At 36.8% G+C, this 23,979-nt stretch carries 16 protein-coding genes; 5 read left to right on the top strand and 11 right to left on the bottom strand.

The annotated features are described in order from the left end of the window. Positions 1-5 precede the first annotated feature (5 nt). Both K4L44_10295 and K4L44_10290 read right to left on the bottom strand, forming a co-directional pair. On the bottom strand, positions 6-3,446 hold the full coding sequence (locus K4L44_10295; protein QZE12978.1) for a TonB-dependent receptor: 3,441 nt from the start codon (positions 3,444-3,446) through the stop codon (positions 6-8). A gap of 99 nt (positions 3,447-3,545) precedes the next feature. Continuing rightward, the gene (locus K4L44_10290) at positions 3,546-4,544 is read right to left on the bottom strand and encodes a DUF4974 domain-containing protein (GenBank protein QZE12977.1); all 999 of its coding nucleotides are present in this window, start codon (positions 4,542-4,544) and stop codon (positions 3,546-3,548) included. Positions 4,545-5,084: 540 nt separating this feature from the next. Here K4L44_10290 and K4L44_10285 point away from each other — a divergent pair. Beyond that, on the top strand, positions 5,085-5,672 hold the full coding sequence (locus K4L44_10285) for an RNA polymerase sigma-70 factor (GenBank protein ID QZE12976.1): 588 nt from the start codon (positions 5,085-5,087) through the stop codon (positions 5,670-5,672). Positions 5,673-6,000: 328 nt separating this feature from the next. On the opposite strand, the gene K4L44_10280 is transcribed toward K4L44_10285, so the two are convergent. The 3 genes from K4L44_10280 to K4L44_10270 form a co-directional block, all read right to left on the bottom strand. After that, positions 6,001-6,813, bottom strand: coding sequence for a sialate O-acetylesterase (locus tag K4L44_10280; GenBank protein ID QZE12975.1), 813 nt, complete (start codon positions 6,811-6,813; stop codon positions 6,001-6,003). A gap of 321 nt (positions 6,814-7,134) precedes the next feature. Continuing rightward, entirely contained in the window at positions 7,135-8,499 is a 1,365-nt protein-coding gene (locus K4L44_10275) for a hypothetical protein (protein QZE12974.1), read from the bottom strand. A gap of 24 nt (positions 8,500-8,523) precedes the next feature. Continuing rightward, positions 8,524-9,606, bottom strand: coding sequence for a hypothetical protein (locus K4L44_10270; protein ID QZE12973.1), 1,083 nt, complete (start codon positions 9,604-9,606; stop codon positions 8,524-8,526). 1,102 nt (positions 9,607-10,708) lie between these two features. Between K4L44_10270 and K4L44_10265 the strand changes: the two genes are divergently transcribed. Then, on the top strand, positions 10,709-12,232 hold the full coding sequence (locus K4L44_10265) for a hypothetical protein (protein QZE12972.1): 1,524 nt from the start codon (positions 10,709-10,711) through the stop codon (positions 12,230-12,232). Between the two features lie 28 nt (positions 12,233-12,260). On the opposite strand, the gene K4L44_10260 is transcribed toward K4L44_10265, so the two are convergent. Both K4L44_10260 and mqnB read right to left on the bottom strand, forming a co-directional pair. After that, the gene (locus K4L44_10260) at positions 12,261-13,085 is read right to left on the bottom strand and encodes a 1,4-dihydroxy-6-naphthoate synthase (protein ID QZE12971.1); all 825 of its coding nucleotides are present in this window, start codon (positions 13,083-13,085) and stop codon (positions 12,261-12,263) included. Between the two features lie 8 nt (positions 13,086-13,093). Continuing rightward, positions 13,094-13,792 (bottom strand): futalosine hydrolase, encoded by a 699-nt coding sequence (gene mqnB, locus K4L44_10255; protein ID QZE12970.1) that lies wholly within the window; start codon positions 13,790-13,792, stop codon positions 13,094-13,096. 286 nt (positions 13,793-14,078) lie between these two features. Here mqnB and folE point away from each other — a divergent pair, with 286 nt between their 5' ends. Together folE and fabD are read left to right on the top strand one after the other, a co-directional pair. Further along, positions 14,079-14,690, top strand: coding sequence for a GTP cyclohydrolase I FolE (gene folE / locus K4L44_10250; GenBank protein QZE12969.1), 612 nt, complete (start codon positions 14,079-14,081; stop codon positions 14,688-14,690). Positions 14,691-14,850: 160 nt separating this feature from the next. After that, on the top strand, positions 14,851-15,738 hold the full coding sequence (gene fabD / locus K4L44_10245; protein ID QZE12968.1) for an ACP S-malonyltransferase: 888 nt from the start codon (positions 14,851-14,853) through the stop codon (positions 15,736-15,738). Positions 15,739-15,809: 71 nt separating this feature from the next. On the opposite strand, the gene K4L44_10240 is transcribed toward fabD, so the two are convergent. Genes K4L44_10240 through K4L44_10230 form a run of 3 tightly spaced genes read right to left on the bottom strand, consistent with a single transcriptional unit; the run spans position 15,810 to position 19,728 of the window. Beyond that, complete coding sequence (locus tag K4L44_10240; GenBank protein QZE12967.1) at positions 15,810-16,451, bottom strand: tetratricopeptide repeat protein; 642 nt, start codon at positions 16,449-16,451, stop codon at positions 15,810-15,812. After that, entirely contained in the window at positions 16,448-19,330 is a 2,883-nt protein-coding gene (locus K4L44_10235) for a DEAD/DEAH box helicase (protein ID QZE12966.1), read from the bottom strand. The genes K4L44_10240 and K4L44_10235 overlap by 4 nt, the downstream gene beginning before the upstream one ends. A gap of 59 nt (positions 19,331-19,389) precedes the next feature. Further along, positions 19,390-19,728: a translation initiation factor gene (locus K4L44_10230; GenBank protein QZE12965.1), complete on the bottom strand. Its 339-nt coding sequence runs from the start codon at positions 19,726-19,728 to the stop codon at positions 19,390-19,392. Positions 19,729-19,993: 265 nt separating this feature from the next. Between K4L44_10230 and tdh the strand changes: the two genes are divergently transcribed. Then, on the top strand, positions 19,994-21,022 hold the full coding sequence (gene tdh / locus K4L44_10225) for an L-threonine 3-dehydrogenase (protein QZE12964.1): 1,029 nt from the start codon (positions 19,994-19,996) through the stop codon (positions 21,020-21,022). 187 nt (positions 21,023-21,209) lie between these two features. On the opposite strand, the gene K4L44_10220 is transcribed toward tdh, so the two are convergent. Continuing rightward, a complete protein-coding gene (locus K4L44_10220) occupies positions 21,210-23,915 on the bottom strand; it encodes a sel1 repeat family protein (protein QZE12963.1) in 2,706 nt (901 codons plus the stop codon). Positions 23,916-23,979 lie beyond the last annotated feature (64 nt).

Below are 23,979 nucleotides of genomic sequence, written 5' to 3'. Positions count from 1 at the left end.
GATTATTAAAGTGTTACATTTAGACCAAAAGTATATTTCTTCATATTAGGATAGTTTTCTCCTTTAGAAAGCTCTGGATCATACCATCCTTTATTAGTAAATTCACTAAGAGTAAATAGGTTGGTAGTGTTGAAATACACTTGAATTCCTTCAATTCCCAATGCCCCTTTGGTCCATGATTTTGGTAGTTTATACCCTAAGTTCAGATTCTTCAGTCTCATATACGCTCCCGATTTTAACCAAAAAGAGGAGTCCATATAACCTGGATGTTTATGCCAATGTCCTGCGACAGGATATTCTCCATCTGGATTGTCTTCTGACCATGCATCTCTCCAATGGGCTGCTGGTCGTATCTGACTTATTGTTTGACGACCTAATCCTTGATACATTTTTTTGTTTCCAAATGCACCTTGTATTACCATGTCAAGACTAATTCCTTTCCATGATACACCTAAAAGTACACTCCCATTGTAAGGAGCAATACTATGATCGGCCAATACTTGGTTGTCGTAAGCATCAATTTTATTATCCGGTTTTCCCTCTGGTCCACTAATGTCTTCGTAGTTGATCATTCCAAGGGTTGGTTTGTATCCAAAGATTCGATAGTCTTCAGGAAGTGCATCTAATTCAGCTTGACTTCTGATAATATCTGTTGCCTGAACACTATAAACGTAATCTAAACTACGGCCTATTGGGTTTTTGTAATCTGGTACATTTTCCGCCACATCTAGCTTCACTACTTCATTGGTTGCATAGGCAAATGTTGCACCGATATAATAGTTTAAATCTTTTATTGTGTTGTTGTATCTTACCTCTAGTTCATATCCGTGAGACTTTATTTCTGCGTAATTCTCATCTGGCATGCTAGCTCCTACTGAAGTTGGAAGAGAGACAATTCTAGATTTTAAGATGTCGTAATTTTTACGATTCCACAACTCTGCTGTGATACTAAGATGGCTGTCGAAAAGCGACATATCTAAACCGTAATTAACAGATAATGATTTTTCCCAAGTAATATTCTTATTTGGAAGTCCTTTATATTGTGCACCAGGAGCTTTACCAATATGGCTATCATCTCCAAATAAGAAACCTCCAGCCGTTGCATATGTATCTTGCCACTGATAAGGGGATACACTATCATCTCCTAGAAGACCTACCGAACCTCTAACTTTCATGTAGTTAATAAATTCAATATTGTCCTTAAAGAACGATTCTTCAGATATTCTCCATGCAGCAGAACCTGATGGAAACCATCCCCATCTCTTATCTTTAGCAAATTTCATGGAACCATCTCGTCTAACCGAACCACTAATCATATATTTTTCTTTGTAGTTATAATCTAATACTCCGATATAAGACAAGCGTCCATTTTCATATTCATAACCACCAACCGATGAATCTTTATTGTCTGAACTTGTTGCAAACCATTGGTCTTTGAATATGAGAGGAAAATCATATCTTTTTCCTGTGAATCTTTTTCCACTACCTTCTGCTTGCTCATAGATAAAGTTCGCATTAATGCTATGATCTCCAAACTTGCGATTAAAGTTAAGGTTCGCATTCATTTGATAGTTGTCATACTTCCCATCTCCATTATATAGTGATTCTCTGTTTGGCGATGACGAGGTTTGAGAGCCGAGCAGTTCGTTTGTATAGATCTTATTATTTGCTCCTTCTGTTTTGAAATTATATACAGTATGTTTTTTCCAAAGAGACTTGGTCAAAGTGTTTCGAACATTTTTACTATAAACAAAACCTGCGGTTAAGCCTTTGATAAATGGTATTTTATATTTGGCGTTCATGATTGCTTCCTGACTCGTAATGTTTTGCAACCAATAGCCCGAATTTTTCATCAACTCTATTGGATGACCAACCCAACCGATATTTACAGGTTTTCCATCTATATAAGGAGGTTTGTCCCAATTGTAGTAGAATAACTTAGAGAATACATCTGGCAATGCATCGTTGCCGTAGTCATATTGGAAATTATATTTTCTTCTTTCGGACGAAACGTTTGCTAGTTGTAATCCAACAGTCAAGTTATCAGTAATATCTACATCTATCTTTGCTCTTAGATTGTGTCGGTTGTACTTTAGTGCATCAATGATACCCTTTTGATCATAATAAGCACCACTCATAAAATATCGTACTTTTTTGGACCCTCCACTAACATTTACAGCATAACGTTGATCTCTTGGTTTCTCTTTGGCTTCATCAAACCAATTCCAACCTTTTCCTCCATTTTGTGTTGCCAACCAATCAAGTTCTTCTTGAGTAGAATATCCATTTTGACCAGGCTTAAGAAAAGAGTTAAAGAATTTATTTATTTCTAGCGCATTGTCCATAAATTTAGGTGTATAACTAACCTCTTCGATACTGTATGAGCTTGTAAAAGAGATGGAAGGAGCACCTTCCGCCCCATTTTTTGTCGTCACAACAACAGCACCGTTTGCTGAACGTGCACCATATACTGCTGCGGCTGCCGCATCTTTCAGTATAGATATTTGATCTATCTCTACAGGATCTAATCGATCAAAAGATGCTTTGTCTCGTATAATACCATCAATAACATATATTGGATTTGTGTTATTCCAAGTTGATTTTGCACGTATAAGAATATTTGATGAAACTCCTGGAGTACCTGTTGGTGAAGAGATATTCACCCCTGCCATTCTACCATATAGACTTGCAGAGACATTTGAAGAGGGAATCTTTTCAATTTCATCTGCTTTCACATTGGAAACGGCTCCAGTCAATGTTGCTTTTTTCTTACTACCATAACCAATAGCTACCACCTCGTTGATACCAATAGCGTCTTCTTCTAATGTAATACTAAAGGACTTAATGTTTCCAACAAGAACCTCTTTGGTTTTCATTCCGATGAAACTAAAAACTAAGATATCCTTTGGTGAGACTCCACTAAGAGTGAAATTACCGTCTATATCTGATACAATACCTTTGGTTGTCCCTTTTAAAGAGATGGATACTCCTGGAAGAGGATTGCCGTTCCTTTCAGAGACTTTTCCTTTTATCGTTTTAACTTGTTGTGATACTTTTGAAGTATTTGATTCTATCGGGCTTTTACTTTTTATGACGATATATCTATCCACAAATTCGTAATCGTACTTACTTTTTTTGAAGGCAGAGGACATTATCTTATCAATATCTTTATTCTCCTTTGATACAGATATTTTATCTTCTACATCTACATCATTGCTATCGTAAAAGAACTGGAAGTCCGTTTTGTTTTCAATTTCTGTGAAAAATGTAGATAATTTCACCTGTTTTAAATTGACAGAAATCTTAACTCTTTGTCCGATATATGTATTTGCGATTAATGCATTGTTCGTAATCGAAAGGATTATGAAGCAGACGGTCAATATCCGTCCAATCTTTTTTGAACAAGAGTATAGGCTACCCTTAAATGAGGGAATTATTTTATGCATAAATTCAATTTTTAAAGTTTAAATACAACCTCTATTTCGAATTAAGAGGTGTGGGATGTTAGTTTAATTGTGTTTGTTTATGGTCTGTTACATAGGCTTTTATTGATTTATTTTGATATAGATTTTATTATCATTTTTTATATAGTCAAAAGAGTTCTCAACAGATGTCTTCTTGAATACATCTAGTATCTTATCAATACTGTCATCAACAGAGAATGATCCCGTAAACTTCCGTTCTTTCAGTGCTGATCCTTTTATTTCAATCTGTACCCCATATAACTGATTAAGAATACTAACTAGTTCCCTAAATGGAGTCTGTCTGAATGAGTAGGTTCCTTTGGTCCAAAAGTCATAAAGTTTAAGGTCTGCCTGCTTAATTTGTATTGCTTCTTTCTCTTTATTTAATGTAAGTCTGTGATTTGGAGTCAGCATATAGTCATCATAATCTCCTTCGCTTTTTTTCTGATTAAAACATACGGACCCCGAAACAAGATCTATGTTGATCAAAGGATCTGTTGGATATGCTTTCAGTAAGAATTTGGTCCCAAGAACTTGAACATTATTATCTTCTACCTTTATGACGAATGGAATATCCTTATTGTGAACGATATCAAAGAAACCCTCTCCAACAAGTTCGACATCTCTATGCTTTTTGTTAAATGAGGATGGATATATTAATTTTGATCCGTTATTAAGCCACACTTTTGATCCATCAGGCAATGTGATCTGGGATCTACTCCCTTTTGCAACATAGGTTTCACTAATTAATACCTCGGAATTAGTCTGTTTCGTATCGAATATTTTAGGAATAAGATATCCACTTATTAGTGCAATAATGAAGATTGCTACATATGAAAATACCTTTTGGTAAATTGTAATATTTCTTCTCCTTTGTTCTATTTTCTCGTGGGTTCTATTTAAGCCTTCGAGTACAAATTTTGTGTATTCGCTTCCGTCATTGTATAATGCTTGAAGGTTCTTCACTTTAATATATTTTTCTCTATTGGCTTTCGATGATAAGATCCAGTTTCTTAATGTTTCATCTTCTTCAATTGATTTGTTTTTGTTTGTATTGTTAAAGATCTGTTTTTTATTCATTATTGAGTTTTATATATCTATCTACGTATATACAATGCGCATAAATCTATATACCCTATGATTTTTTTTTATTTTTTTCAAAGTCAGAGATCTTCTACTATCCAAAAAAGTATTATTTCAGAAGCAAAATAAATTCTATTGTACCAACAATTGCTTAATTGTTCGTCGGATACAACAGTGTGTAGGAGTAGGTGAGAAGTGGGGAGAAGCGGAGGTTGGATAGGTTTTACTTAGGGTGTGTTGTGTAAAATGTAGATAATTAACATTTTGCGTTTGTTGTGTAGGGGGGCTGTTTATTCGTTTTTAGATGAATTTGTTCATCCATCTTGTTATTGATATTCCATCTTGGAATTTAGTAATGGTTGTGACTTTATGTTGTAAAGATTTAATAAAAGTTGCATATCTGTTTATATTTAATCAAATTTGATGGTCTTTTTATCCATAAAATAATGTTTACTTGTTAAATCTGATCTCACAAAAATAAATTTGTACGATAAGATTTTTATGGGAAAATATCACTTCAATAAATAAACTTAAGCCATGAATGATAATTTAGAACATATAATTATATCACTGAATAGAAAGGATCGAGGTGCATTTAATGATGTGTTTGAATTATTGTACCCTAGACTTTTGGGCTTTGCAAATGAATATATAGACATTGATGATGCCAAGAATATTGTGCAAGATGCCTTTGTAACTTTGTGGAATAAAAATCCTCATTTCAATAATAAGTTTCAACTTCAAAGTTATCTCTATACAATAGTCAAGAATAGTAGTCTATACCTTATTCGCAAAAATAAAATTCGTTTAAAGTATCGAGATAGAGAAGAAAAACTATTTCAAACCAATATTCATATTGATGCACTTAAAAACTTAGACACTACCTCGATCACTTTCAAAGAGATTAACAATATCATAAACGACACCGTGAATAATCTCCCGGATAGATGCCGAGATATATTTCTTTTAAGTAGAGAATCTGGTTTGAAGAATCGAGAGATTGCTGAAGACCTAGATATCTCCATTAAAACGGTGGAGGCAAATATTACAAAGGCTCTAAAAATATTAAGTAAAGAGTTGGTGGATTATCTCCTATTGGTTTCAGTTTTTCTTCTGAATCGCTAATGTCTATTGGAGGTGATGTGTACCAAAATATTATTCCATTTTTTTGGTATATCGTTGTCAATGTGTTGCTTCTATATTTTACTGTTTATTGTATAGAGGGTTTTGATCAAGGAGTATCATCTATGTGATAATTATCCATCCCTACTGTTTGGATTAATTCATATAAAGATCGCTTTATGATTATGTTTGAAACAATAAGCTTTTATGAAAGGGGGGATTTCAAAGACTAATGACTGACACTAGAATCTAATTCAATCGTATTGTATCTGCGAGTATAAAAGATGAATAGGATAGAGGCTACTTCTACTCGAAACAGCCTCTTATCGAATCACTCTTTTACCAAACTTTCGTACTTCACTTCATATCTTTTTCCTAGCATAATATAGGACTCTCTGTTAAAGTGTACATTGTTTTGGTCGTATGTCACCCCTCCAGTGCTCTCCACAAAAGCAGTATTTGGAACCTTTTTTGGAATTTCTCTGAGTGTATTTTTCACTTTATTGATATAGGAAACCCTTTTTGGTGCACAATGATCTTTTCCTGTTCCATAAAATTCAGCAAGATTGCCGACAACAAAAGGCAACTTTGGTGCTTTAAGATCTGTACGTACATCTTGAATGAGTTGGGTCAGTTTACTCTCGTACTGTTCTGCCAATTCTTTATTTACTGTGTCCGATTCACCTTGGTGCCATAGGACTGCCTTAATAATCCCATGATGAGCGATTGCAAAATTTGCTTTGTTTATGGCATCGGTATATACATCAGTTCCTTTCTTAAGCATATCGATACCTGCTCCTCCCCATGCAACAGGAATCAAACCAATTTTTACCCCAGGGTGTTTTTTTAGATATTCTTTTGCAAAAGGAAGCCCTAGACCGAATCGATCGTGTTTTGTCCTGTTATGTAGAGGATGTTTTGCACCTTCCCATTTAAAATCATTCTTTTCCGATTGTGGGATGTAATAAATGCCATCTACTACCTTTTTATTTTGAGGTAACATGTTGCCATATCCAGACATATTTGATTGCCCCATAAGGATAAAAATATGCATTGGCTGCACTTTTCCTTTACTCTTTTTGGAGACACAAGAGTAGTTTGATGCCATTAATAATAGCATGATCGTATAGACCAGATTTTTCATAAAAGTTACTGATTTAATATTGTTAGTATGGATGCTAAGATAATGTTTTTGTCAAATTTCAACCATTCTGTCCATCATAAAAAAAAAGTAAAATAAGTTTACGGCCTGTAGGTTAGGTAGTTGAAGATGAAGTTATTGGTTTCTTGTCGATAGGATTGTTGGGATCACTTCGATATTGTACTATCGGTTTTTTCGGATGTTGATAGAAAGAAAAAAGGTTGTAGTACCATTAGAGGACTACAACCTTTTATGCCCCATGCTATGGACTGCACACGATCTGATCATGTGGTCGTTTTATAGAAAGGTGTTATGTGAATCTTGTTATTTGTTGTCGTAGTATCCATCGATATAAGTAGGAATAGTTGTGTATGGAGAACCATCAGGAAGCGATTTTATATCGTAGTCGAAATCTTTTTGTCTGTAATAATCTTCCTTGTTGATAAAGAGGGTTTTCTCCGTGATCATTTTATTTGCTACATAGTTTGCTGCTGCAGGAAATCCATATCTTCCAGGCTTCTCATCAAACTCTGTTCCGATAGGTTGGACTCTTCCTGTAGAGCACCAGTTGGAATTGTGTCCAAATCCGAGACAGTGTCCAATTTCGTGTGCAAGAACAGCCATCGGCCCTTTTTCGTAGTAGAAATCAGGAAGGAAATATACCTCTTCTTTTAAGATTGGATCATTATATTTCAGATCTTTGTAAGGTACGCCTACAAATTGACATTTATGAAAATTGCGAATAGAGTTTGGCCAGATAATTAGAGGTCCTCCTTTTCCAGCACCCCCACCATATGATCCGCCTCCTCTTGCATTTCCTAGCTCAAGGTGAAAATCATTTTTAAGATTATAAAGAATGGCATCTACTGCCTCTTTGGATTCGATATAAGTTTTCCCCATATATTTGGTCCCCCAAGTAAACCCATTTCCTTTATATACATATGCATTTTCTGGTGCTGTTTTGTCGTACACTGGACTCCCTTTTGTACAGTAATAGAAGCGTTGTTTTTTTAATATATCTTCAAATTCATCTTGAGAAAAGATGTATGCTGTATTCATGATTGCCATCAACCAAAGACGAAATTGAACTGGACGGTTTGTGCTTACACCATTATCCTCTGCATGTTCAATATCTTTACCATATTTTCTATGTAGGTTAATCTTCCAGTCACAAGTGATGGATTTCAGAATATTCATCTTTTCGTTATCTGGTTCTCCCATAAAAGAGAACTTGTAAAACATACTCTCCGGTTTTGCTGGTAGTGCAAAATCATCTGGTAGAGTCACTTTTCTAAAATCCGTACTGAAAAATGTTCTTTTACCCTCTGCGAAAGGATAGGTTACAGTCATTTCGGTTAATCCAGGAATAAGATCTATTTTACCCAATATGATCTCTGTGCTGAAAAGCTTCATGGTGATATAGACATTGCTCATGTCCATTGGAATCAAACTCGTTAACTTAAAATGATTCTGGTCTATATGGGTAACGAAAATAGATTGGGAAATTTTGAATTGATAGTTCGATGCCAATTCCCATGTATCTCCATCATTAATGATGGTCGATGGTGTCTCTGATTCTAGAGTCTGAATCTTTGAGAAGTCTCTTGGATTCGTTATTTCTTCTTTGGAGCAGCTGAAAATTAAGCAGATAGTAAATAACGAAAGTATATAGTTTTTTAATTGTCTCATCTCTTATGTTTTAATTTTTTACGATTACTCTACAACCACTTTAAACTCAGAGATATCATAATAGTTTACGCCTCCTTCGTTGTCATTAGAAATAATCTTGTTCTTGATAGTGATCGGGTTTACTGCTTTACTGGCATCGATGATTGCATCTCCATTGGATTCACAATAGAATACAGAAAGGGTATCTCCTTCTAATATCTGGTCGATATTGAAGAACATTAGATAGTACTTTCCTTCACTCTTGAATTTCATAAAAGCGGAGTTCTCAGAGGTTTGGGCAAAATCAAAATTTGCAGTTGTATAGTTTATCGTTTTGTCTCTATTGACATCTTTAATTTTAGTGATGCTATTTACAAGAGTCAGGTTTCTATCATATACGTTTATCTTGTCTTTATCCGCAATGAGTAGGTAATTGCCGATCACTTCTGATTTAAAAGGTGCATTCAAACTCTCTGCACTCTTTTGTGATGCAGCAACTTCCGATTCACTATTGGTGCCAATTTGTGATTCTGCGACAAGTAGGACCCCATCTGTTGGAGCTTCTGTAAATTTATCGATATCGAAAACAATTGCCCTATTTTGACTATCGGAAGTAAGGATAATCTTGTTGTCGAAAACAGAAAGAGCTTTAAAAAGGGGTATTGTATTAGTCTCTCCATCTACATCTGTAAAATTTCCTTTGACAGTTCGGATGTTCTTTAGTGTATTTTGATCCATAACACGTGTATAGGTGTATCCACTAAAAGCGGTGATAATTTTGCCGCTGTAGAAAACCATATCCTGACAACCACCCCAGCTACTAAGAGCTACCATATTCTCGATATCTCCTGTCTCAGCATTTATTTTTAATAACTGCGAAGCAGATCCCTTACTGTCTAGTTCATTGTAAGTCGTACCATAATAGAGATAGCCATTGTTATAGTATACCTTATGTTTGTATCCATGAGGTCCTAACTCTTCACTATTATACTGACTTGAGATCGCTACATTTTTGTCGTAAATGACATTAATATAGTGTTCAATACTAGAGGTGTTTTCTTCTGTTTTTGTACAGGAGAAAAGAAACAATGTGATAAATATCCACGAAAATATTCTTATTATATTCATAAATTGATTTTGTCGTAACGACATGTTAAAAGGTTAATGAATGAAAATAGTAATGTTCTTTCGTAAAGAGGATCACCTCAAAATTATTGATAGTGTAAATAGATAGCAATAGCAATGAAATAATAGGCTATTAAATATCTTTGTCAACGAAAGATCGGTGTGTTTAGCTTATTGAACAACAAAAGGTTAATGGTTTTAATCTTGTGTTGTTTTTTTAGTTATGTTAACACATTCAAATCTTCTATAAGGATAATTATAGTAAGTGATATGTATGAATGCCAAACTTTAGAAAAAAGAGTTAAACGATTTTACTGAACAGTGAATTATTGGTAACATTACATTACTGTAGTTTATATAGAAAAGCTAGAAATAGATTTTTCTGAATATTTTAGAACCAATATATCACTTATATTGTTCTTTTGTAATATCCTGAGACTGTACCGAATATCAGATGTTTCCCTTTTAAGGATTGTTGTTGTTTGTATTTTTGTAACTTCTGTTGAAGTTTGCTTATTTTAAAAGGGACTTTTAGCACACAACTGTAGGTACAGTTTCACGATATTATTCATCTCCCTTTCTATTTTTTTCCCTCTTTTTTCATTTGGTTTTAAGGCAAGTTCCTTTATGGTTTTCTCGGAGGTTCTTTACCCTTTGGTTACTCTAGGGGTAAAGGAAGGGTAAAGGAAGGGTAAAGGAAGGGTAACCAATCCAGCCTTGAATCCCCTATCGATTCTTTGGTGTTTTCGGAGCAAGACAGAGTTCAGAGAAGGGTGCTCGTTCTTTATATATATATCTATAACCTGTGTCGAAGATTCGTTATTTCGTGTATCTCTCTTCGATTAATTTGCTATTTACATTTGTTCTACTTTGTTCGGGTTCAATTATAAAATCATCCTTTCTTGTGGAGACATTTGAGGTGTATAAAGTTTTATATCGTGAGAAAAGGCAATTCCGTTGTCTCTACGTTTTATGAAATAATATATCTGATAATCTTTTTTTACTCTGTTGATTCACAGATAGCTTTAGTGGTTTAGTTAAATAAATAGTTGTCGTAGTAGCATTTCTTTTGTATTTTACACTGTATTTAACAAACCCAGAATCTATGAAGCGTAAAATATTATTTTTATTGGCGATACTTCTGACAGTTTCTCCCGTCTTTTGCCAGACACTAGAGGAGTTTAAAAAGGCACAACAGGAAGGTCTGAAGAGACAGAAGCAGCAGCAACAAAATGGGCTAAATGAAGCGGCAATTGCTTTGGAATTATATAAAAAGAGAGAAAGAGAGTCTTTTGCAAACTATCTGATAGAAGATTGGATGAAGCGAAAGGCTTTTCATGCCGATTCTATGCCTCAGGAAGTGAAGCCGAAAGAGGTTCCGACCACCACCCCTAAGCGTATAAAACGAAAGACTAAGAAGATCAAACATATCGATCGTATCTATATCCCTAAAACAGTGGTTCTGTCTACTACGAAGGTTGAGAAAGAGAAAGAAGAGTTTCTTATTCCATGGGCAAAGGCAGATGATGGCAATTATGAAGCAAATGTGACAGGAGTTGGATTTTCATTCTATGGATCGTATATTTTTTTTAAAACTTTCAATAGATGGACTGAGGTTGCATTTGACGGGAAATCCAAAGAGGAGGCGATAGCGAATGTCTATAAGAAGTGGAGCCGTATGGATGTCTCTGATGATATTGCATCGTTAAAAGAGCTTAGAGATTCTTATCAACTAAACGACTATGGTTATTATATGCTGATCAAAGATATCTCTACTTATCTTTTTAAAGACTCGGAATCGTTGCAGACGCTTTGGACATGGTATGTGTTGTTGGAGCAGTCCTATGACGTGCGCCTTGCATATCATGATGATGAGATAGCCATGATGTATGCGACCGATGTGCAGGTCTATCGAAAGCTTTCGATGATGATTGGAAAGAATCAGTACTACATGACTTCGAACTATAGTGGTTCTTGGTATATTTATGAGGATCAATTTAAGGGGGCGAACACGCCGTTAAAAATGACCTTCTCGAATGCCATGTTATTGAGTGAGTCTAACAAAAATATCCCTGTAGCATTTGCCTATAAGAAGAAGGATTATAAATTTGATTTTACTTACAACAAGAACTTGATTGATTTCTATAAAAATTATCCTCCTATAGCGGTACAAGAGCATTTTTCAACGCCTGTTACAGAGGAGATGATTCAGAGTATCGATAAACAGTTGAAGCCTGTTGTGTCAGCCTTAGAAACTCCCAAAGAGAAGGTCGACTTCCTCCTTTCGTTTGTACAGCATGCATTCCCATATAAGAGAGATGTGGAGCAGTTCGGAAAAGAGAAATATTTCTATGTGGAGGAGATGTTTGCCTATCCTTTTAGTGATTGTGAAGACCGCTCGGTGTTGTTCTCATTTCTTGTCGATCATTTTGTTTCGCTGCCAACAGTGGGAGTGTGGTCGCCAGGTCATATGTTTGTTGCTGTGGATCTCTCGCCTGCCCAAGGAGATGTAGTCTATTATAAGAAGACTGCATTTACCGTTTGTGATCCTACCTATGTTGGAGCTTCTATTGGTCAGGGGATGCCTAATGTGATGAAAGAGAAGGTTTCACTTATTCCTTGTAGGTAAAATTACAAGGAATAAGTGGAGCCGTGGATTAGGAGATGAGGTAGTCCTCTTGATAGGTGTTGATAAGACCTACTCTTTTGGCCTCTTCAAAGAGGAATAGGATTGCTGTTTTTCCCTCTTCTCCTAAGTCTTTGGTAAATTGGTTTACGTAGAGTGCAATATGTTTTTTCATCACTTCTAGCTCCATCTCTTGGGCATGTTGTTTCATAAATGCCACCGATTCGGTTGGATTGTCGAAAGCATATTGTACACTACGAGCCATCACTCGATCGATTTTTTTCTGAAGTTCGAGAGGGAATTCTCTTTTGGTGACGATTCCTCCTAGTGGTATGGCATGTCCAGATCTGGATTCCCATAATGCTCCTAGATCTGCAATCTTATGCAGTCCTCGTTCGGAATAAGTAAAGCGGTTTTCATGAATGATAGTTCCTGCTTCAATTTGATCCTCTAGGAGTGATTGTTCTATGTCTGAGAAAAGCAGTTCCTTTTTGTGTTGTATCTGTGGATAGGCAACCGTTAGAAGTAGGTTGGCTGTCGTGTATTTGCCAGGAATTGCAACCACCCCATTCTGTAGATCGACCTGCTCTTTATGTGAAATTAGTAGTGGTCCATTGCCTCTTCCGAGTGCACTTCCTGCATTCATCAAACGATAATGGTCCGTAAGATAGCAGAAGGCATGATAACTCAGCTTGGTGATATCTAGTTCTTGTTTAAATGCTTTGTCGTTCAGTGCCTCTACATCTTCCATCACGACCTCGAAAGTCAATCCTTCTGTATCGATCTTATGATGTATCATGGCATCAAAGATAAAGGTGTCGTTTGGACATGTTGAGAATCCTAAAGATAACTTCATACTAGTATTTATATTTGTTTATAATGTTCTAAGAGTTGAAAAAAACTTGTGCAAAGGTTGTCTAGTGCCAATGGGATGTTCCATTTAGATCGGTCTCTAGGCTCCACATGGTTGGAGATGGTTCGCATCTCTATGTAGTCGATACTTTCCTGTTTGGCTACAAATGCTACGGCAGCTCCTTCCATGGATTCGATATCTGCGTGGGCTTGAGTTTTCGCTATCTGTATTGACTCTATGGATCCATGCGAGGTGTTGGATGTAATAGAAGATACTTGAGATAGGTTTTTCATCTCTATTGTCAAAGGGTTGGTTATTGTAGCCTCTGAGAATGGCGGTTGGTTGGGGTTTTGAAATTGAAGATCGAAGACTGAAAGAAATCCTTTTGAATCGGCTACTCCCCAGTCGACAAACTGTTGTTTTACCACTTGGACAGTCTCTCCTAGAGCTCTATTCATATCGAAAGCTCCTGCTATCCCCAGATTTATAATGAGATCAACTGGTTCGCATGGGGACATTACTCTTTTGGTTAACTGATAGATGGTAGGATGAATACCGACACCAGTGATCAGTGTTTCAAAAAGAGTGTTTGGATATCGACTGTCCCGAAAATGGTTCGGTGTTTCTGAATGAGTGAACTTCTGGGTGATACGTTCGATCTCAAATTTTGTCGCGGCTACTAATAGTATATGCTTCGACTTTTTGTTCATAACTCGTACCTCGTTGGTGATTTTCAAAAGTAGCAAATAAAGAGAAACAAATAACAGCAGATTCTTGTTGAATTATAGTATAAATAAAAAAGTGCAATATGGGCTTAAAAGCTGCTCTGTTATGTTCGGATGGATTGTTTTGTGAAACAAATGATGTAAAATAACTGTTTTTTAAAGAGGATCATGTCTGTTTTTCATGACATAGATGCCATGTTTTTCACAAAAAAGGTCTTAATTTGCACTCTGATTTCATTTAAGAAGATAAATTATAAACAAGATAACCATTATGAGTGAGGTGATCAACGGGTATCAGAAAATAGAGAACTATTCGGCAGATACTACAGAAGCGTTGTCGGATCACTACCAACAGGTTTTAGAACTTCTTGGGGAAGATCCTAATCGTGAAGGATTAGAAAAGACTCCGTTACGCGTTGCGAAAGCGATGCAGTTTTTATGTCAAGGATACCAACAAGATCCTGCTGCAATATTAAATTCAGCGATGTTTAAAGAGGACTATCGCCAAATGGTGGTAGTCAAAGATATCGAGTTCTACTCTTTATGTGAACACCATATGCTTCCTTTCTTTGGGAAAGCGCACGTGGCGTATATTCCTAACGGAACCATTACGGGTTTGAGTAAGATTGCTCGTGTAGTGGAAGCATTCTCTCGTAGACTACAGGTTCAGGAGCGTTTGACTACCCAGATTAAGGATTGTATTGATAGTACTTTAAATCCTTTGGGCGTCGCAGTAGTGATCGAAGCCAAACATATGTGTATGTCAATGAGGGGAGTGCAGAAACAGAGTAGTGTTACTACTACCTCTGATTTTACGGGTGCCTTTAAAAATGAAGCAACTCGATCTGAGTTTATTCGACTAATTGGATCACATTTATCATAAATTCGAAAAAGGATCATTTTTATTGTCTATTTTCTATTATTTAGACAAAAAAGTAGTCTAAATATTAGCTAAGATCGCAATGAATGATTTACATTTGTTCTAAGTCAAAATAAAAAGAACTTTACATTTTTATCTTAAAGTTTTTAATAAAACGAATAAAATGAAAGCATTTGTTTTTCCAGGTCAAGGAGCCCAATTTGTTGGAATGGGTAAAGATTTATATGAGAACTGTCCTGAAGCGAAAGCTCTTTTTGAGCAAGCAAACGATATTTTAGGTTTCCGTATTACGGATATTATGTTCTCGGGAACAGACGAGCAGCTTAAGCAAACAAAAGTAACGCAACCTGCTATCTTCTTGCATTCTGTCATCTTGACAATGACGCTTGGCGAAGATGCAAAGCCTGAAATGGTTGCTGGCCACTCTCTTGGGGAGTTTTCAGCATTGGTTGTTAATGGAGTATTGTCTTTTGAAGATGGTTTGAAGCTTGTTTCTCAAAGAGCTCAGGCTATGCAGAAGGCATGTGAGATGACATCTTCTACGATGGCTGCGATTGTAGGCCTTTCGGATGATGTTGTGGAAGAAGTTTGTGCTGAAATAGAAGGGGTAGTTCCTGCGAACTACAACTGTCCAGGTCAGCTGGTTATTTCTGGTGCAGAGTCTGCTATTGATCAAGCATGTGAGATTCTTAAAGAGAAGGGTGCTCGTCGTGCATTGAAACTTCCTGTAGGTGGGGGATTCCACTCTCCGTTTATGGAGCCTGCTCGTGTTGAATTAGAGGCTGCTATCGAGGCAACAAACTTTTCAGCGCCTACTTGTCCTATTTATCAAAACGTGGATGCTTTGCCTCAAACAGATGCAAAAGCTATTAAAGCGAATTTGGTAAAACAGTTGACTGGTGCGGTGAAATGGACACAAACAGTAGAGAATATGATTAAAGACGGTGCTACCTCTTTCACAGAAATTGGACCTGGTAAGGTTCTTCAAGGTTTGGTGAAGAAGGTGGATCGCAAGATGGAGACTATCGGTATCAACAGCTACCAAGGTTAATCGATCTTTCATATATAAGATAAAAAAGTGGGTTGTTATACAATCCACTTTTTTTGTATACTATTTTTCTCTTATAAGGTTTTGAAGTAGATGGCTAGTCTCTTTTTTGCTTTTTCTGGAATCACTTTTTGTGCTTGGAACCACCACTGTGATGGATCGTTGTGGTGGATGGGAATAATCTTTTTTACCCAGTCTTCAAAGAAATGGAATTCGGGAAGACCTCTTTCAAAAAGGATCTTCGAGTCGATACTTCTTACCCCTGCATAAAACGACATGAGTTGATTGAGTAGTGTGATCGACTCTGGATAGTAGCCTTTTTGATATAATCGTTTGCCAAACTGTAGTAGTAGCTCTCCATGAGAGAAGGCATAGACGGTTGCTGGTGCTTTGGCTGTAGTGATTTTTTCAAATGCTTCCATCGCCTTGTCTACTTGTTCGTCGTTGAGGTAGCTTTGTGCCAAACTATAGTAGTCTTGTTTGTAGTGGGTGATGTCAGTAAGCTGAATAAAAGTTTTGATGGACAGATCATAGTTTCCCATCTTATAGTATGAAAGCCCTAACAGACGTATCGCATTTTGTTTGATGTGTGGTTTTTTACTATTCACATATTTTAGAGCAATGCGAGATGCTTCTTTACGATCTTTTTGATCATAAAGAAGCCATCCTTTATTCAGTTTTTTTAGTGCTCTTTTTTCTAAATATTTACGTATCATAAGTCATCAATTAAAGATAGAAGTTCATTCGATGTAAAACCATTGAGTGGATTGTTTGATTGAATAAACTTTTCGGCTAAAAGAGACTTCTTGTCTTTTAGTTTCTGAATCTTCTCTTCGATGGTTCCTTCCGAGATAAAACGATATACAAATACATTCTTGGTTTGTCCTATTCTATGAGCTCTGTTTATAGCTTGGAGTTCGGCTGCAGGATTCCACCAAGGATCTAATATAAAAACGTAGTCGGCTTCGGTAAGGTTTAAACCAACTCCTCCCGCTTTAAGAGAGATTAGGAAGATATTGTTATCCTCTTCTTTTTGGAACTTTTCAATGATCTCTTGTCGTTGGTGTGTCTGTCCCGTAAGTATAGAGTATTTCCACTGCTCTTCGACAAATGCCTTTTCAAAGAGGTTTAGGTGTTTTACGAAAGAGGAGAAGACTAGTATCTTGTGTTTTTCTGTTCGTAGAATACGAAGCATACGCATCACCTCATCAAATTTCCCTGAGTTCATCGAAGGGTCACCCGTAATCATTTGGGGATGGTTTGCCCATTGTCGAAGGGTCATGAGTCCTTGAAGTATCACCAGAGGTGCTTGTTTCTCTTTACTCGGACCTGCGATCTCTTCTTCTAAGAGCATATTTCGTATTGCTGATTTCTCCTTTTCGTAACCTTTGGCTTGTGATTCACTCATCTTCATGAGTCTTGTTTGCTCAGATAGAGGAGGAAGGTCTGTTGCTACCTCTTCTTTCGTTCTTCGCAGAATAAATGGTTGGATCAGCTTTAACAATTTGGCCTGTGCTTCCTCATCATTTTTCTTCTCGATGGGAGTAAGGAAGTTCTTTTTAAACCAAGCCTCTGTGCCTAAGAGACCTTTGTTTAGGAAGTTGAGCTGTGCCCAAAGATCATAGAGGGTGTTCTCTATTGGAGTACCAGTAATACTCAGGCGATGAATAGAGTTTAACTGTTCAATGGCCTTGTATGTTTTGGAGTGAGGGTTCTTTATGTTTTGTCCTTCATCCAAAATAACATATTGGAATCGATACTGTTTTAGAATCTCATAATCGTTGCGGATGGTTCCGTACGTGGTGAGGATGACATCATTATTCTGAATGGTCTCATTCAAGAGTGCTCCTTTAGGACGATAGGTTCCGACATATTTAAAACAAGAGAGAGATGGACAGAACTTGTTGATCTCGTTCTCCCAGTTGTATACCAACGTTGTGGGTAATACGATAAGGTTTGTGGATAGCACTTCGTTATTGGATTCTCTCTTTAACTTCTCCTTTAGGCTTGCAATCAATGTGATACATTGAAGGGTCTTTCCTAGCCCCATATCGTCTGCAAGACAGCCTCCAAACCCATTGTTGTTGAGGTAGTTCATCCAATGAAAACCATCTACCTGATAGTTTCTTAGAGTGGCCTGTATATTGTCTGGAACGTCAACTATCTCTACATTGTTGGATAGTTTCTCTAATTTTTTCTTAATCTTCTGCTTCTCTTCGAGATATGTTGGGTCGATAAGAGAGAAATGAACTTTGCGTATTTTTAGATTATCTACTTCTCCTTCAGAGAGAGAGAATATCTCTTTGAACTTGGTAAACCACTCTTGAGGGATCAGTGCTATCTGCCCATTGGGTAGTTCAAACTCAGGGATGTTATTGAGAATATGTTTTTTGAGATGCGTAAATGGAAACTGGTAGTCTCCAAAGGTAACCGTTCCTTTTAGATCAAACCAATCGTCGTCCTGTTGTACAGAGAAAGCAAGTTCTCTTTTCCCAATAAAGAACTGTTTAGAACCATCAAGGAAACGGTGGGTGATATCAAATGCAATACAGCTCTCTTCTAGTTCATGAAGTATCTCAATGAAGCTGGATTTGGTGTAGTATTTCGCATCATTGAAGTGTAGAATGTCGTTCTCTACTTTCAGATTCTTTTCTGTAAGTATGTTGAGTAGCTGTAGGTACTCCTTTTCAGGAAAGTCGCACTTGGTGTAGATATATTGCCCATGCTGTTTCCTGTAGGATACAATGGATTCGTGCTTGGAAAGGGAAGCTGTGTGGTCATGTAATGAGAATAGGAGTTTTACTAAAACATGTTTGTCATCTACCTGTTCTGCTTCGAATACGAGTTTTGGTAACTCATGAATGTGTTTGATGGTGAATCCATTTCCCTCTACTGGATAACATTTGATGGTATTTAAGACAAATGTTTTAAAGTATTCGTCTTCTATGGTAAGTGGCACATCTAAGTGACTCTTCTTTAAGAAGGGTTTTAATTTTTTGCCTTGCAGATCTTCGAATAGATAGAGATTGTGTCCCACTACGATGGAGCAAGGGTTTTTAGTTAACACCTTAAGCATTCTATGTGGTAGGGATATCTCTTTTCCATTACAATTAAGACGAATTGCATATCGAATACTTTGGTCTGTTTTGTGAAAAAGGAATGTGGCCGTGTTGTTGGTGTCATGAATTATGATCTCGTCTTCATCATAGATGTTGTTATATTTCTGTCCTTTAGAAAAGAAAAGACGTATCCCATTCTGCTTCATTAGTCTTAAGCATTGTGTATGGGTTCTGTCTATAATAGGCTCTATCTTTTCACGAAAATCATCCGAAGTTAGTTTTTCATATAACTCCTTTAAGCCTCCTTTTTGTTTGAATCTTTTGACCAAACTATCATCACTAAAGCTTTCAGTGATCTTTACAATTCTTTTTTCTACTTGGCTATACTCATAGTCGTTATCCAAGAAATTGTGAGAACGAATCGGTTTTACAATAGTGTAAAAAGGAGCTCCTTGTCTTTGAGTAATAAGACAAGGTTTGAGTAGGAGACCAAGTGCTCTATGTTCTTGTAGCAAAAGAATAAATTTATTCTTCAAGAGTAATCTATTTTAGATGGTGGTGGTTAATTTGTTGATTAAAATCTCAGGTTCTTCAGTTAGCCTCCAACACGTTTTGTCTTATAACCATCCTGTTCTAGAAGAGTGATTATTTTATCACGAAATTCTCCTTGAATGATGATCTCTCCATTTTTTGCGGATCCACCTACGCCACATTTCGATTTTAACTTCTTTGCAAGATCTTTAAGATCTTCTTCTGTTCCCACAAATCCTTCAATGAGTGTCACGGTTTTTCCTTTGCGAGATTTACGATCTAAAAGGATCCTTAACTGTTGCTGGTTTGGAGTAAGAGTTTCCATCTCTTCGTTGTTATCGTAATCGTATTCGTAGTTGTCAGATGTCGAATAGACAACTCCTTTTCTATTATTCTTACTCATAGGAATGAATGATTAAATAAATGTATAGACCTTGTTTGACTATTTATCAAAAAACAAGGTTTCAAATTTAATTAAAAACGAATATATGAGGATAAAAAAAGTGTAATAAATTATTTGATTTCCTGTCATAATACATGGTGTTTAGTATTATAATTTTTTTATTTTCGTATATGCAAAGGTTGACGGGTTTATGCAGGTAAAAGATGAACTGCTCTTTATCATATATGACACAATTAAAATATTACCATTATATAAATTGACTAACGTGAAAGCAATAGTAAAAGCAAAAGCAGAAAAGGGGTTGTGGCTACAGGATGTGCCAATGCCTCAGGTTGGAGTCAACGATGTTCTTATTAAGGTTAAGAAGAGTGCTATTTGTGGTACGGATCTTCATATATACAAATGGGATGCATGGGCTCAAAAAACTATTAATACACCAATGACTATTGGTCATGAGTATGTAGGTGAGATTGTTGAAGTTGGTAGTGAAGTGGTTAACTATAAGTTGGGTGACCGTGTGACTGCCGAGGGACATATTGCTTGCGGGTTTTGTAGGAACTGTCGAAGAGGACGTAAACATATTTGCGATAATACTGTGGGTATTGGAGTGAATCGTGATGGTGGTTTCGCAGAATATGTATCTGTACCTGTAGAAAATGTAATGAAAATAGATGCTAGTATCCCTGATGAGGTAGTCTCTATTATGGACCCTCTAGGTAATGCTGCACATACTGCTCTTTCATTCCCTCTTGTAGGAGAGGATGTTATTGTGACTGGTGCGGGTGGCCCTATTGGTGCTATGGCTATTGCAATTGCTCGTTTTGTTGGTGCTAATAATATACTTGGATCAGAGACTAGTGAGTATCGTATCAAACTTGCTGAGAAGATGGGTGCGACTAAGGTGGTGAATCCTTTGCAGTCAAGCATTAGTCAGGCGATGGAAGAGATGCAGATGGTTTCTGGTTTCGATATTGGGCTGGAGTGCTCTGGGTCGCCTTATGCTTTTAAAGATATGTTGGCTCATATGTATAATGGAGGTAAAATATCTCTTTTAGGGTTGCTTCCTGAAACGACTCAAGTAGAGTGGGATCGATTGATCTTTAAAGGGCTTACTTTGAAAGGGATCTATGGTCGTGAGATGTATGAAACTTGGTACCATATGGAGAAAATGCTTCTTTCTGGCTTGGATGTGACTCCTGTAATTACACACCGTATGCACTATACGGACTTCCAAAAAGGTTTTGATGTGATGGAAGAGGGTAATTGTGGTAAAGTGATTCTTGACTGGGAATAGACGTTATATGCAATAATATAAGGAGGAGATACTTTTTGAGTATCTCCTCTTTTTCATTTGTCTGAGGAGGAGTTCTCTTCTTGACAATTAGAATAACATTTCCCTTTTTGTTTAATGTTGGATTGGATGACATCTCACCCTAACGTTATTTTTGCTAGGGTGAGATGTATGTGGATTTGAAGGTCTCTTATAATACGCTATCTACTTTGTATCTTTTGGCGTAACTTCTGTTTTTTCGTGTTCCGATGCCTTCGGAGTAGGCACGATAAAGGTATGGCTTTGCCAATGCTTGGTTTTCTTTGGATAGGGTTCTCCAATGAAAAAGAGCTCTAGAAGCAGTACCTTGACGCATCAAATGATATTGATTACCATATGCTAGATTAATCATGGATTGAGCCGATCCAGCTTTGCTTGCTATTTGATAGTATAACATCGACTTGGATGGATTGTATACGGGATATGGTCCATAAAAAAGGATGTTGGCAATCATATTTTGGGATCTCTTTGCATAATCTGGATCCAAAGTGCTGGTTAATGTGCTTGGGTGATGTTGTATCCACTGTAGCCATCTTCTCTGAGAAGACGATAGAGTCATCTTACCAATCTTCTCTAATGTTGTTACCTTCTTTTTCATCTGGGATCCCGTAAGATGGTGTTGAAGTTGTAGTTCTATGGTGGATAATTTGACTATTGGATTGTTGCTTTTGCTGGCAATTTCTATATGCTTATTGTAAAGATCTTTGTCTGGCATAATGGTTTTGTATCCATAGTAGTATATCTGCGACAACAATAGGGCCGCACTTTGGTCGCCAGTAGATAATGCACTCTCTAACCACATAATGGCATCGCTTAAATTCTCTTGATCTTCTATTCCGATGAGATACCAATAGCCAAGAATCGTCTGTGCTTCTCTATTTTGTGCATATGCTTGTTTGGTGATAAACCTCAGGTCTTTCCACTGTCCCTGTGTCCATTTATTCAATGAGATGATTTTCTGTTTACTGTCTCCTATTTTCTGCCAATAGCTTGACTTATCAATATTATATACGACTCCTAGTTTATCACTTTTGTAACAACGAGATAGGAATATTGCGACTCTTTTGTTGCCATGATATGCAATCTCCTCTAAGAGTTTTATGTCTTTCTCAATCACATTCGGGTTTACTCTTTGGTAGTTGTATTGGGTTAATTTTTGATTCGCACTCTTATTACCCATCGCAGCAGCAATAATAAAATGGTGGAATGCGCTGTCTCTGTTTACTTCTATACCAAGTCCTTTGATGTAATACTCACCTAGTTTTAGGTGACTGAGGTCGTGGTTGTATTGTGCTCCCATCTTATTCCATTGGAATGCTTTTTTAAAGTTGCCCTGTTTTTCTAGTTCTCTTCCGATCCTATAGTGTGTTAGTCCACTGAAGTCCACATTCATCTTGGCTCCATGGGAGTAAAGCGTTGCTTGACTTCCAAGTGTGTGGCATTCTTCTGGTGTTAGTTTGTAGTGTTTGCTCGCTTTTCCTTGAATGAAATCTCTATAAAGATGATCTCTCTTTACTCCCCATCCTTTGTCGTAACAACGAGATAGGTTGGTCGCAGGAGAGGTGGCTCCGTGTTCCATTGCTTGAAGATAGTATTGACACGCTTTGTTGTAGTCTCTTCTAACTCCTTTTCCATAAAAGTAGATATCGCCAAGCATGGTTAAGGCTTTCATATCACTCTGTGAAGCCAACTGTGTGTATAACTGTTTTGCTTTGGAATAGTTCTTTACGACCCCCGTTCCATTATAGTATAGATCGGCTAGTATTTTTGTGGATTCAATATCTCCTTGAGTAGAGGCTTTTGTATACCACATCACCGACTTACTACGTCTCCCTTTATAGTAGATTTTTCCTAGCTGTCGTTGTGCCAGGATCTGTCCATTTTGTGCTATTGGTAAAAGGTAGGGAATTGCTTTTTGAGGGTTGGTTTTCTGTCCATAGGCTCCTTTTATGTAAGCATTTGCGACCAAACGTAGTGCTATGGTATCTTTTCTTTTTGCTGCATCTAATAGCATCTTAAATGCCTTGGACTGACTCTTCTCAACGCCAATACCGTATAAGGTAAGCTTCGATAATAGTATCGATGCTTGAATGTTTCGATTCTCTTTGGCTCTTTGTAGCCACGATATAGATTTCTTTAAATTGATGATATAACCATTTCCAAGATAGGACTTCCCTAGTAGATATTGACTTTGAGCATCTTCTTCATTGGCATCAAGGAAGATCTGTTCAAGGGAAGGGTCTAATGAATTAAAGGTTGTTTTATTTGGATATAGAGCAAGGAATAGTTGTGCTGCAATGTCTCCATTAAGTGCTTCCTTATGAAGAATGGTGTAGGCATCTTCTACTTCAATCTCTTCATATAATAGGCGTATTGCCTCCTGGTATCTTACTCCTCCTATTGCAATTTTTTTATCTTTGTCTTCTACTACTACGATATCTTCTTCTGTTTGATCTACAGCGCTTTTTGTCTCTTCTGTAAATGATTCTGAAATGGTAATTTCAGGAGTAGTCGTCGTGTCAGTAGGTGGTGTTACGATCGTATCGATTCCTGCTGTCTGTTCCTCTTCTATCTTCAGTGAATCTTGATCAATGGAATTGCTTCGATTTATATCAGTCGTTTGGATCGAATCGTTATTTGTCTTTACCTCTATCTTTTTTGCTCCTCCTTGTATCGAATCTAACGGAGTCTCTGATGTAGAGGTTTGAGGAACTTGGTTGGTGGAGTCGTTAAAAACAGTTAGAGGAGAAGTGTTACTAGGCTGTAAGATATTATCTGTTTGATATGATGCCAATAAATTAGATGGCAGAATACATAAAATACAAATGATAGATTTAAAGATAAAATTCGGTGTCATAGATTTATTTATGATTTGTGAAATATGTCTAGTTGGAGATATTAATACTATTTATTATAGATTT

The organism is Prolixibacteraceae bacterium, assembly GCA_019720755.1.
Classification (GTDB): domain Bacteria; phylum Bacteroidota; class Bacteroidia; order Bacteroidales; family Prolixibacteraceae; genus Halosquirtibacter; species Halosquirtibacter laminarini.
This window is presented reverse-complemented; position numbering and strand designations above follow the sequence as displayed.